The sequence below is a fragment of the Pseudomonas sp. S3_C06 genome (assembly GCF_054667675.1).
The window spans coordinates 2134089-2145353 of sequence record NZ_CP162747.1 but is presented as its reverse complement, the minus strand read 5'-3'; the positions used below and the strand labels follow the sequence as shown (position 1 = coordinate 2145353).

The window sequence follows — 11265 nt, the reverse complement described above, 5'->3', positions numbered from 1 at the left end:
GGACTGACCGAGGTGTTCTTTCGAGCTACACCGACCTGAAACTTCGAGTCGAACTCTGGCCTTGAAGCACACGGAGATCGGCTCCCTTTCCCCCTCGCCCCGTGGGGAGAGGGCTGGGGTGAGGGGGTTGGGTCTAGAGTCCACCACAAAAAATCGAGGCATAAAAAAGCCCCGCCAGGTTTTCACCGGGCGGGGCTTTTTAACGGCTTTGGAAATTACACGAGTGGTTTAGGCTCGTGTTCTTTTTCCTCGGCCTCTTGGTGCTGCTCGACCGCGTCCTGAACGGAGCGTGGCGCTTCAGCGATCACTGCTTCGACAACCGCTTCTTCAGCGACCGGGGCAGGCGCTGCCTCGACCACTTCAGCAACAGGAGCAGCAGCGGCAGCCAGTTCGGCTTCCTTCTGCAGACGCTCTTCTTCACGCTTGCGACGACGCACTTCACGCGGGTCGTTCGGCGCGCGGCCGCTTGGCGTCAGGGCGCTGACCGGAGCCGGTGCTTCAACTGCCGGGGCTGGTGCTTCGGCCACTACAGGCGCCTCGACGACCGGAGCTTCAACAACCGGTGCTTCAACGACTGGCGCTGGAGCAGGTTCGGCAGCCGCAACCACTGGCTCGGAAACCATCGCTTGCGGGACTTCAGCTTCAGCAGCAGGTGCTGGTACTTCAGTCACGGTTGGCTCGGCAACCCAGTTGAAAGCGGTTTGTTCTTCGCGAACCTCACGCACGGTTTCGGTCACGGTTTCAGCGACGGTTTCAACCACCGGTTCGGCGAACACAACTGGCGCTGGCTCGACCTGAGGCAGGGTTTCCTGAACCGGTGCGACTTCGACTTCCGGAGCAGCAACCACTTCTACCGGAGTGGTCGCTTCAACAACCGGCGCTTCCACAGCAGCAGTTTCCTGAACGGCGGCAGTGGCGCGCTCTGCTTGCTCGTGAGCTTGTGCTTCAGCCGGAGCGCTGATCACGCTGCTGGCAACAGCAGCAGTCACCGCCAGGCCGGCAGCCAGATCGGCAGTGCTTGGCTCTTCAGCGTTTTCGCCGGACTCGGATTCTTCCGAACCTTCGATCACGTTGCCGTTGGCATCACGCTGACGCTCACGACGGTTGCTGCGACGACGCTGACCGCGCGAGCGACGACGTGGGCGATCGCCCTCGGCGTTCTCCGAACCGTCTTCCGGCAGTTGCTCTTCGTTGATGTTCACTTCTTCTTCAGCGACGGCAGCAGCGGCCTGCTCGGCGCGTGGTTGACGCTCTTCACGCGGCGGACGCGGTGCGCGCTCTTCACGTGGCTGACGGGCCGGACGCTCTTCAGCGGCAACGGCTGCGGTGACTGCAGCAACTGGAGCAACTGGAGCGGCGTCCAGAGGCTCGCGCAGTTCACGTACACGCTCTTCACGCTCGCCACGTGGCTTGCGGTCTTCGCGCGGTGCACGAGGAGCACGTTCTTCACGCGGAGCGCGAGGTGCGCGTTCTTCACGGGCTGCCGGTGCTTCGGTACGGGCTTCACGAGGCTCGCGGACTTCACGGGCTTCGCGTGGCTGACGCTCTTCGCGCGGCTCACGTGGGGCGCGCTCTTCACGCGGTGCACGTTCTTCGCGCGGCTTGCGCTCTTCATCGCGGCGACCGTTACGGTTGCGGCTCTGCTGACGACCGTTGCGACGCTCTTCGTTGCGGGCCGGACGCTCGCTGGCTGGTTTTTCAACCACAACCGGAGCAGTTGGCTCTTCTTTGGTGGCGAACAGGCTGACCAGCGATTTCACCAGGCCCTTGAACAGGCTTGGCTCTGGTGCAGCAACGGGAGCCGGTGCAGCGGCGACAGGTGCGGCAGCTTCGGTCGGAACCGGAGCGTTGGCGCGGGCCGGCGCAGTCTTGACTGCGGCTTCCTGGCGAACCAGGGTACGGGTCGCAGCGGCTGGCTGGACTTCTTCGACTTCGGCAGCGGCAGCAGCGATTTCGTAGCTGGACTGGTTGGTCGCGGCTTCCGGGCTGTCATCACGCAGACGCTGAACTTCGAAATGCGGGGTTTCGAGGTGGTCGTTCGGCAGAATGATGATGCGGGCACGGGTGCGCAGTTCGATCTTGGTGATCGAGTTGCGTTTTTCGTTGAGCAGGAACGCAGCGACCGGGATCGGCACTTGAGCGCGCACTTCGGCAGTGCGGTCTTTCAGGGCTTCTTCTTCGATCAGGCGCAGGATCGCCAGCGACAGCGATTCAACGTCACGGATGATGCCGGTGCCGTTGCAACGCGGGCAGACGATGCCGCTGCTTTCGCCCAAGGATGGACGCAGGCGCTGACGGGACATTTCCAGCAGGCCGAAGCGCGAGATGCGGCCGATCTGCACGCGGGCGCGGTCGGCTTCCAGGCATTCGCGGACTTTCTCTTCCACGGCGCGCTGGTTCTTGGCAGGGGTCATGTCGATGAAGTCGATGACGATCAGGCCGCCGATGTCGCGCAGGCGCAACTGACGGGCGATTTCTTCGGCGGCTTCAAGGTTGGTCTGCAGAGCGGTTTCTTCGATGTCGCTGCCTTTGGTGGCGCGCGCCGAGTTGATGTCGATGGACACCAGGGCTTCGGTCGGATCGATAACGATGGAGCCGCCGGAGGGCAGTTCAACGACGCGCTGGAAAGCGGTCTCGATCTGGCTTTCGATCTGGAAACGGTTGAACAGCGGCACGCTGTCTTCGTACAGCTTGATCTTGCTGGCGTACTGCGGCATTACCTGGCGGATGAAGGTCAGGGCTTCGTCCTGGGCTTCAACGCTGTCGATCAGCACTTCGCCGATGTCCTGGCGCAGGTAATCGCGGATGGCGCGGATGATTACGTTGCTTTCCTGGTAGATCAGGAAAGGCGCGGAGCGATCCAGCGAGGCTTCTTTGATGGCGGTCCACAGTTGCAGCAGGTAGTCGAGGTCCCACTGCATTTCTTCGCTGCTGCGGCCCAGGCCGGCAGTGCGCACGATCAGACCCATGTCGGCTGGCGCAACCAGACCGTTCAGCGCTTCACGCAGTTCGTTGCGCTCTTCGCCTTCGATGCGACGGGAGATACCGCCGGCACGCGGGTTGTTCGGCATCAGCACGAGGTAACGACCGGCCAGGCTGATGAAGGTGGTCAGGGCGGCGCCCTTGTTGCCACGTTCTTCTTTTTCGACCTGAACGATGACTTCCTGGCCTTCGCTCAGGACGTCCTTGATGTTGACGCGGCCTTCAGGGGCTTTCTTGAAGTATTCGCGGGAGATTTCTTTGAGGGGCAGGAAGCCGTGGCGCTCGGAGCCGAAATCGACAAAGGCAGCCTCAAGGCTTGGTTCGATGCGAGTGATGCGGCCTTTATAGATGTTGGCCTTCTTCTGCTCGCGTGCACCGGATTCGATGTCCAGGTCGTAGAGGCGTTGGCCATCTACCAGTGCAACACGCAACTCTTCGGGTTGAGTTGCGTTAATCAGCATTCTTTTCATGTAGTACCGTCGGTTTCCGGGCTGCCGGAAACGGCGTTCGGCACACACGACTTCTCACGGTCGGTGTCAGGTGCGTCGGGAGTGGTTGGCCATTCCCGTGTCCAGCGATATGCGGCCAATTGGGCCGATATAGCGACGTACGCGTCCTGCTTGCTGTGGCTACTTAAGCACTCAGTCAGGAGGAGGAATCAACCAGCGGCTGTGGACGAGATGAAGCGTCTTGATAAAGCCTATTGCTACACAGTCCAGCGGTTGTGCATCTCCACCCTACACGTATCCCTGATAATTCGGGTGCTGCCGCGCGCAGAATCCGCAGCGGGTTGGCATTTACCGTGAGCTCCGAAAGGGGAGGTCACGCATCATGGCTAATTCAGGCGTTGTTTCCGAAGCATTCGCTCGGGGTCATCTGCAGCTGACTGCACTTTGTGAACTGGCCTTGAATGTGTGCCTGCCAGGCGAGTAAAAACTCTGCTCGGCGGTGTAATTCAGGCCTCATGTCACCTGCGCTTGTTACAACTGCAAACTCCACCGTTACGTAGCGAAAGCCCCGTAGGACGGCCTCGCGTCCTGGTGAATTGCGTTGGTCAGGGCCGGTTTTTGACCGTGGTTCCTCTGTCCAGGCCGCTTTTGGCGGCGTTCGCGACTATAGCAGCAATGATTAAGTGCTTCAATTCCATAAAAATTGTTATCATCCGCGGCATGACAACTACTGCCCCTTCGACTCCAGGCGTTCAATTGCTTGAAGTCTCGCCGGAGTATGCCGGCCAACGAATCGACAATTTTCTCCTCGCCCGGCTCAAAGGCGTGCCCAAGACCTTGATTTACCGCATTTTGCGTAAAGGCGAAGTGCGCGTGAACAAAGGTCGGATCAAGCCCGAATACAAGCTGCAGGCCGGTGATATCGTGCGCGTGCCGCCGGTTCGCGTGCCTGAGCGCGATGAGCCGGTGCCATTGGCCCAAGGCCTGTTGCAGCGCCTGGAAGCCTCGATTGTCTTCGAAGACAAAGCCCTGATCGTGATCAACAAGCCCGCCGGCATTGCGGTTCACGGTGGCAGCGGTTTGAATTTCGGCGTGATCGAAGCCTTTCGTCAGTTGCGTCCCGATGCCAAAGAGCTGGAACTGGTTCACCGTCTCGACCGTGACACCTCCGGCCTGCTGATGATCGCCAAAAAGCGCAGCATGTTGCGTCACTTGCACGAGCAATTGCGCGGCGATGGCGTCGACAAGCGCTACATGGCGCTGGTGCGCGGCAACTGGGCGACCTCGATCAAGAAAGTCAGTGCGCCATTGCTCAAGAGCAATCTGCGTTCCGGCGAGCGCATGGTTGAAGTCAACGAAGAGGGCAAAGAAGCCCTGACCATGTTCAAGGTGCTGCGCCGTTTCGGTGATTTCGCCACCATGGTCGAGGCTAAACCGGTTACCGGCCGCACCCACCAGATTCGCGTGCACACTTTGCATGCCGGCCATTGCATTGCTGGTGACAGCAAGTACGGCGACGAGGATTTCACCAAGGAAATCCGCGATCTGGGCGGCAAGCGCCTGTTCCTGCACGCTTACATGCTGACCGTGCCGCTGCCCGATGGCGGCAAGCTGACCTTGCAGGCGCCGGTCGATGAAATGTGGGCCAAGACCGTGGAGCGATTGAGTGCGCCCATCTGATTACAAGCTGCTGATTTTCGATTGGGACGGCACGCTGGCCGACTCCATTCACCGGATCGTCGAAGCGATGCATTCGGCGTCCGGGCGTTCCGGTTTCGAGTTGCGCGATGACTTTGCCGTCAAAGGCATCATCGGTCTGGGTTTGCCCGAAGCGATTCGCACCTTGTACCCGGAAATCAGCGACGCCGAAATGACCTTGTTTCGCGAGTATTACGCCGATCACTACATCGCCGCAGAAGCCGTGCCTTCGCCGCTGTTCGAAGGTGTAGTCGAGTCGATGGCGTCCTTTCGCGAGCAGGGCTATCACCTGGCTGTCGCGACGGGCAAGAATCGTCGCGGGCTGGATCGGGTGCTCAAGGCCAATGGCTGGGAAGATTATTTCGATATCACCCGTGCTGCCGATGAAACTGCAAGCAAGCCGCATCCTCTGATGCTGGAGCAGATCCTTGCGCATTGCGGCGTGCGTGCGGAGCAGGCGCTGATGGTCGGCGATTCGTCCTTCGACCTGCTGATGGCGCGTAACGCGGGGATGGATTCGGTGGCGGTCAGTTACGGCGCGCAATCGATCGAATCGCTGCAGCAGTTCGAACCGCGCCTGTCGATCGACCGTTTTTCTGAATTACACGCCTGGCTGGCGCAGCAGGCTTAATACGTTTTTGCTGGGGTGGATGGCATGACCGACGAATGGAAAGCACCGGCCAAGGCAAGTGCCGACGACGGTGACCAGAAAAGCTGGAAGCTATTGGAGAAAACGCTGCTCGCCGGCGTGCAGGAACAGCGTCGCTCGCGCCGTTGGGGGATTTTCTTCAAGCTGTTGACGTTTGTTTATCTGTTTGTGGCGCTGATTTTGTTCACGCCGCTGATGGACATGGAAAAGAGCGCTACTCGCGGGCCTAACTACACCGCGTTGATCGACGTCACTGGCGTGATCGCCGACAAAGAGCCGGCCAGTGCCGATAACATCGTCGGCAGTCTGCGGGCAGCGTTCGAGGACAAGAAGGTCAAGGGTGTGATCCTGCGGATCAACAGCCCGGGCGGCAGTCCGGTGCAGTCCGGTTACGTGTATGACGAGATCAAGCGCCTGCGCGGCCTGCATCCGGAGATCAAGGTGTATGCGGTGATTTCCGATCTCGGTGCGTCCGGTGCCTATTACATCGCCAGCGCGGCGGATCAGATCTACGCCGACAAGGCCAGTCTGGTCGGTTCGATTGGTGTGACGGCGGCCGGTTACGGTTTTGTCGGTACCATGGAAAAGCTGGGTGTCGAGCGTCGTACATATACCTCGGGCGAGCACAAATCGTTCCTGGATCCGTTCCAGCCGCAGAAACCTGAAGAAACCGCGTTCTGGCAGAGTGTGCTCGATACCACGCACAAGCAGTTCATCAACAGCGTCAAGCAGGGTCGTGGCGATCGTCTGAAAGACAAGGATCATCCAGAGCTGTTCTCCGGGTTGGTCTGGTCAGGCGAGCAGGCGCTGCCGCTGGGTCTGATCGACGGGCTGGGCAATGCCAGTTCGGTGGCGCGGGACGTGATTGGCGAGAAAGAGTTGGTGGATTTCACCGTTCAAGAATCGCCGTTCGATCGCTTCTCGAAGAAGCTCGGTGCCAGCGTGGCAGAGCAATTGGCGATGTGGATGGGTTTCCACGGACCTTCGTTGCGTTAGTTCGTTGTAAAGATCAAAAGATCGCAGCCTGCGGCAGCGCCTACAGAGATCGGTGTAGGAGTTGCCGCAGGCTGCGATCTTTTGCTTTAAGGGATCTGCACGCCTTCAACCAGTAGCATGTCGATCAGGCGAATCAGCGGCAGGCCGATCAGGCTGGTGGCATCAGGGCCTTCGGTAGATTGAAACAGGCTCACACCGAGGCCTTCCGCCTTGAAGCTGCCTGCGCAGTCGTAAGGCTGTTCAATGCGCAAATAGCGTTCGATGCTTGCCTGATCCAGCGTGCGCATGTGGACCGTGAACGGCACGCAATCGACCTGGCACTGGCCGGTCTGACTGTTAAGCAGCGCAAGGCCGGTCAGGAATGTCACGCTGGCGCCACTGGCGGCCATCAGTTGCTCGCGAGCCTTCTCGAAGGTATGCGGCTTGCCGATGATCTGTTCGCCGAGGACGGCTACCTGATCCGAGCCGATAATCAGATGAGCGGGATGGCTGTCAGCCAGCGCCCGGGCTTTTTGCTCGGCAAGGCGTTTGACCAGTTCGATGGCAGACTCGCCCGGGCGATGACTTTCATCGATATCCGGCGACCTGCAGACGAACGGCAGGTGCAGGCGGGCGAGCAATTCCCGACGATAGGTCGAGCTTGAAGCGAGTAATAAAGGCAGCATTCGCGTCTCCTGAGGCAGGTGCGAATTCTAGCGGAGGCACGCAAGTGACGGACAGGGCACAATTTCCTTTGACATGGGTGGGTGCATCCCTATAATGCTGCGCCTATGTTGAATGACCCGATTCCACCTCACGTTGACCCGCGCAAATTGGCTGACCGTGGCACCACCCTTCAAGGTGAACTGCTGCTGGCCGATTTGAAGAGACTCTGCGACCCGCTTTCCGACGATGTCGGTACGGTGCAGGCGAAATTCGTTTTTGAACGAGATGAACGTAAATCTGTGGTGATCCACAGCTTTATCGACACCGAGGTCAAAATGGTTTGCCAGCGTTGTCTTGAGCTGGTCACCCTGCCGATCCACAGCGAATGCAGTTACGCTGTAGTGAAGGAGGGTGCGAATACCCAGTCGTTACCGAAAGGTTATGACGTGCTGGAACTGGGCGAAGATCCATTGGATCTGCAGTCACTGGTCGAAGAAGAGCTTTTGCTCGCTTTGCCTATTGTGCCTGCTCATCATCCGGAAGAATGCCAGCAGCCGGCGGGAGCAGATGAGCCCGAACCGAGCGAGGACGAGGTAACGCGGTCCAACCCGTTCAGTGTATTGGCGCAGTTAAAGCGTGACCCAAACGTTTAGGAGTTAATCAATTATGGCTGTTCAGCAGAACAAAAAATCCCGCTCTGCCCGTGACATGCGCCGTTCGCACGACGCTCTCGAGGCTAGCACCCTGTCTGTAGAAAAAACCACTGGTGAAGTTCACCTGCGTCACCACGTATCGCCAGAAGGCGTATACCGTGGCCGTAAAGTGATCGACAAGGGCGCTGACGAGTAATCACTTGTCCGCTCAAGTCATCGCGATTGACGCAATGGGCGGGGACTTCGGTCCCCGCAGCATTGTTCAGGCCAGCCTTGCTTGCCTGTCTGCTACGCCCTCGCTGCATCTGACCCTTGTCGGTCAACCCTCCCTTCTTGAAGAATTGATCAACGGCCAATCGGCTGCCGATCGCGCGCGCCTGACGATTGTTGCGGCCAGCGAAGTCATCACCATGGACGAAAAGCCGACCCAGGCCTTGCGCGGCAAGCCGGACTCGTCGATGCGTGTCGCCCTGGAGCTGGTGCGTGATGGCAAGGCGCAAGCGTGCGTCAGTGCCGGCAATACCGGTGCGTTGATGGCGCTGTCGCGGTTTGTGCTGAAGACGTTGCCGGGTATCGATCGCCCGGCGATGGTGGCGGCGATTCCGACGCAAAAGGGTTTTTGTCAGTTGCTCGATCTGGGCGCCAATGTCGATTGCAGCGCCGAGCATCTGCTGCAGTTTGCGGTGATGGGTTCGGTGGCGGCGCAGACGCTGGGCATCCATCGCCCGCGCGTGGCACTGTTGAACATCGGCACCGAAGACATCAAGGGTAATCAGCAGGTCAAACTGGCCGCGACGCTGTTGCAGGCTGCGCGTGGCATCAACTACATCGGCTTCATCGAAGGCGACGGTTTGTATCGTGGCGAGGCCGATGTCGTGGTGTGTGACGGTTTCGTCGGCAACATCCTGCTCAAGTCCAGCGAAGGCCTGGCGACGATGATTGCTGCGCGCATTGAGGCGCTGTTCAAAAAGAATCTGGCCTCCCGTGCAGTGGGGGCTTTGGCGTTGCCTTTGATGAAGCGTTTGCAGGCGGATCTGGCGCCGGCGCGACATAACGGCGCAAGCTTCCTCGGTTTGCAGGGCATCGTCGTAAAAAGTCACGGTTCGGCTGGGGTTCAGGGCTTTCAGAGTGCTATTTCGCGTGCGCTGATCGAGATTCAGGAAAATCTTCCTGAGCGCCTCCACGGTCGTCTGGAGGATTTGTTGTCTTAGGCGTTTTCGTCGGACAATGCTTAAATGTGACCGCCCGGTTCAAAGGGCCATCCAACTGTCAGTTTCTTGCGTCCCCCAGTGGGGCGTCATTTTCCGACGACAAGATCATTAGGGGCTTGTTACATGTCTGCTTCCCTCGCATTCGTCTTTCCAGGACAAGGTTCGCAGTCCCTCGGCATGCTGGCCGAGCTGGGCGCGGAATATCCGTTGGTCCTCGAAACTTTCAAAGAAGCCTCTGAGGCTCTGGGTTATGACCTGTGGGCACTGACCCAGCAGGGCCCGGAAGAGCAGCTTAATCAAACCGATAAAACCCAACCGGCCATTCTGACCGCTTCGATCGCCCTGTGGCGTCTGTGGCTGGCTGAAGGCGGTGCGCGTCCGGCCTTTGTTGCCGGTCACAGCCTGGGTGAATACAGCGCGCTGGTCGCTGCCGGCAGTCTGACACTGGCTGACGCAGTCAAGCTCGTTGAGCGCCGCGGTCAGTTGATGCAGGAAGCGGTTCCGGCCGGGCAGGGCGGCATGGCTGCCATTCTCGGTCTGGAAGATGCCGACGTGCTGGCAGCTTGCGCTGAAGCTGCACAAGGTGAAGTGGTCAGCGCCGTTAACTTCAACTCGCCTGGCCAGGTGGTGATTGCCGGTGCCAAGGCTGCGGTCGAGCGCGCCATCGAAGGTTGCAAGGCGCGTGGTGCCAAGCGTGCCATGCCGTTGCCGGTGAGCGTGCCGTCGCACTGCGAGCTGATGCGTCCGGCAGCCGAGCGTTTTGCCGAGTCCATCGCTGCCATCGACTGGCAGGCGCCGCAGATCCCGGTCGTACAGAACGTCAGCGCGCAAGTGCCGGCTGATCTGGAAACCCTCAAGCGTGATCTGCTCGAACAACTCTACAAGCCCGTGCGCTGGGTCGAGTCGGTACAGACTCTGGCTGCCAAGGGCGCGACCAATCTGGTCGAATGCGGCCCGGGTAAAGTCCTGGCCGGTCTGAACAAGCGTTGCGCCGAAGGCGTGGCGACTTCCAACCTCAATACCCCAGACGCTTTCGCTGCCGCCCGTGCAGCGCAAGCCTGAATCAGGAGAAACTTGCATGAGTCTGCAAGGTAAAGTTGCACTGGTCACCGGTGCAAGCCGCGGTATCGGCCAGGCCATCGCACTGGAACTGGGTCGTCAGGGCGCCATCGTTATTGGCACCGCGACTTCCGCTTCGGGCGCTGAGCGCATTGCCGCGACCCTGAAGGAGAATGGTATTCAGGGCGCCGGTTTCGAACTCAACGTCACCAGCGATGAATCGGTCAGCGCCGTGCTGGCGGGCATTCAGGAACAGTTCGGTGCGCCAGTGGCGATCCTGGTCAATAATGCCGGCATCACCCGCGATAACCTGATGATGCGCATGAAAGACGACGAGTGGTACGACGTGATCGATACCAACCTGAACAGTCTGTATCGCCTGTCCAAGGGCGTTCTGCGCGGCATGACCAAGGCGCGTTGGGGCCGAATTATCAGTATTGGCTCGGTGGTGGGTGCCATGGGCAACGCAGGCCAAGTAAACTATGCAGCCGCCAAGGCCGGTCTGGAAGGTTTCAGCCGTGCAATGGCGCGTGAAGTCGGTTCGCGTTCGATTACAGTCAACTCGGTAACCCCAGGGTTTATCGACACCGATATGACGCGCGAGCTGCCTGAAGCACAGCGTGAAGCCTTGCAGACGCAGATTCCGCTGGGTCGTCTGGGACAAGCTCAAGAGATCGCGTCTGTGGTCGCTTTTCTTGCATCCGACGGTGCGGCATACGTCACTGGGGCTACAATCCCGGTGAACGGTGGGATGTACATGTAAGTAAAATGTGACGGATTGCTTCAAAAAAATGTCATACGAGCTGTCTAAAATCCGTTATAAAGCTGCAATCTATTTATAGGCAGAGGGCTGCAGGGTTTGAGGAGTGAAGCTTTCAGTTGAAAAACTGAAAAGTCTTTCTATACACTTACCCACTGGCCAG

The 11265-nt window shown here is 59.3% G+C and carries 10 protein-coding genes; 8 read left to right on the top strand and 2 right to left on the bottom strand.

Going from position 1 to position 11265, the window contains the following annotated elements; all coding sequences use genetic code 11:
- Positions 1 to 215 precede the first annotated feature (215 nt).
- Positions 216 to 3452 (bottom strand): ribonuclease E, encoded by a 3237-nt coding sequence (gene rne / locus AB4N44_RS09325; RefSeq protein ID WP_460109170.1) that lies wholly within the window; start codon positions 3450 to 3452, stop codon positions 216 to 218.
- A 699-nt stretch (positions 3453 to 4151) separates the two neighbouring features.
- Between rne and rluC the strand changes: the two genes are divergently transcribed.
- The 3 genes from rluC to sppA are packed head-to-tail and all read left to right on the top strand — an operon-like array spanning position 4152 to position 6774.
- Complete coding sequence (rluC, locus tag AB4N44_RS09320; RefSeq protein ID WP_038364486.1) at positions 4152 to 5111, top strand: 23S rRNA pseudouridine(955/2504/2580) synthase RluC; 960 nt, start codon at positions 4152 to 4154, stop codon at positions 5109 to 5111.
- Entirely contained in the window at positions 5098 to 5760 is a 663-nt protein-coding gene (locus tag AB4N44_RS09315; protein WP_053122618.1) for an HAD-IA family hydrolase, read from the top strand. The genes rluC and AB4N44_RS09315 overlap by 14 nt, the downstream gene beginning before the upstream one ends.
- A gap of 24 nt (positions 5761 to 5784) precedes the next feature.
- Positions 5785 to 6774, top strand: coding sequence for a signal peptide peptidase SppA (gene sppA, locus AB4N44_RS09310; protein WP_273915748.1), 990 nt, complete (start codon positions 5785 to 5787; stop codon positions 6772 to 6774).
- An 86-nt stretch (positions 6775 to 6860) separates the two neighbouring features.
- On the opposite strand, the gene AB4N44_RS09305 is transcribed toward sppA, so the two are convergent.
- Positions 6861 to 7439 carry a Maf family protein gene (locus tag AB4N44_RS09305; RefSeq protein ID WP_460109173.1) on the bottom strand — a complete coding sequence of 193 codons (579 nt, stop codon included), beginning with the start codon at positions 7437 to 7439 and terminating at the stop codon, positions 6861 to 6863.
- Between the two features lie 105 nt (positions 7440 to 7544).
- On the opposite strand from AB4N44_RS09305, the gene AB4N44_RS09300 reads away from it, so the two are divergent.
- The 5 genes from AB4N44_RS09300 to fabG all read left to right on the top strand — a co-directional run bounded on the left by AB4N44_RS09300 (position 7545) and on the right by fabG (position 11105).
- Positions 7545 to 8072, top strand: a complete 528-nt coding sequence (locus AB4N44_RS09300; RefSeq protein ID WP_038364482.1) for a YceD family protein — start codon at positions 7545 to 7547, stop codon at positions 8070 to 8072.
- Between the two features lie 13 nt (positions 8073 to 8085).
- Positions 8086 to 8268: a 50S ribosomal protein L32 gene (gene rpmF, locus AB4N44_RS09295; protein ID WP_003179396.1), complete on the top strand. Its 183-nt coding sequence runs from the start codon at positions 8086 to 8088 to the stop codon at positions 8266 to 8268.
- A gap of 4 nt (positions 8269 to 8272) precedes the next feature.
- Positions 8273 to 9283 carry a phosphate acyltransferase PlsX gene (gene plsX / locus AB4N44_RS09290; RefSeq protein ID WP_150775179.1) on the top strand — a complete coding sequence of 337 codons (1011 nt, stop codon included), beginning with the start codon at positions 8273 to 8275 and terminating at the stop codon, positions 9281 to 9283.
- A gap of 123 nt (positions 9284 to 9406) precedes the next feature.
- Positions 9407 to 10345 (top strand): ACP S-malonyltransferase, encoded by a 939-nt coding sequence (gene fabD / locus AB4N44_RS09285; protein ID WP_460109175.1) that lies wholly within the window; start codon positions 9407 to 9409, stop codon positions 10343 to 10345.
- Positions 10346 to 10361: 16 nt separating this feature from the next.
- Positions 10362 to 11105, top strand: a complete 744-nt coding sequence (gene fabG, locus AB4N44_RS09280) for a 3-oxoacyl-ACP reductase FabG (RefSeq protein ID WP_034155354.1) — start codon at positions 10362 to 10364, stop codon at positions 11103 to 11105.
- Positions 11106 to 11265 lie beyond the last annotated feature (160 nt).

Bases quoted from the DNA above. Each gene is read 5' to 3' on its own strand.
- rne (WP_460109170.1), bottom strand. From the start codon at position 3,452: ATGAAAAGAATGCTGATTAACGCAACTCAACCCGAAGAGTTGCGTGTT.
- rluC (WP_038364486.1), top strand. From the start codon at position 4,152: ATGACAACTACTGCCCCTTCGACTCCAGGCGTTCAATTGCTTGAAGTC.
- sppA (WP_273915748.1), top strand. From the start codon at position 5,785: ATGACCGACGAATGGAAAGCACCGGCCAAGGCAAGTGCCGACGACGGT.
- AB4N44_RS09305 (WP_460109173.1), bottom strand. From the start codon at position 7,439: ATGCTGCCTTTATTACTCGCTTCAAGCTCGACCTATCGTCGGGAATTG.
- AB4N44_RS09300 (WP_038364482.1), top strand. From the start codon at position 7,545: ATGTTGAATGACCCGATTCCACCTCACGTTGACCCGCGCAAATTGGCT.
- rpmF (WP_003179396.1), top strand. From the start codon at position 8,086: ATGGCTGTTCAGCAGAACAAAAAATCCCGCTCTGCCCGTGACATGCGC.
- fabD (WP_460109175.1), top strand. From the start codon at position 9,407: ATGTCTGCTTCCCTCGCATTCGTCTTTCCAGGACAAGGTTCGCAGTCC.
- fabG (WP_034155354.1), top strand. From the start codon at position 10,362: ATGAGTCTGCAAGGTAAAGTTGCACTGGTCACCGGTGCAAGCCGCGGT.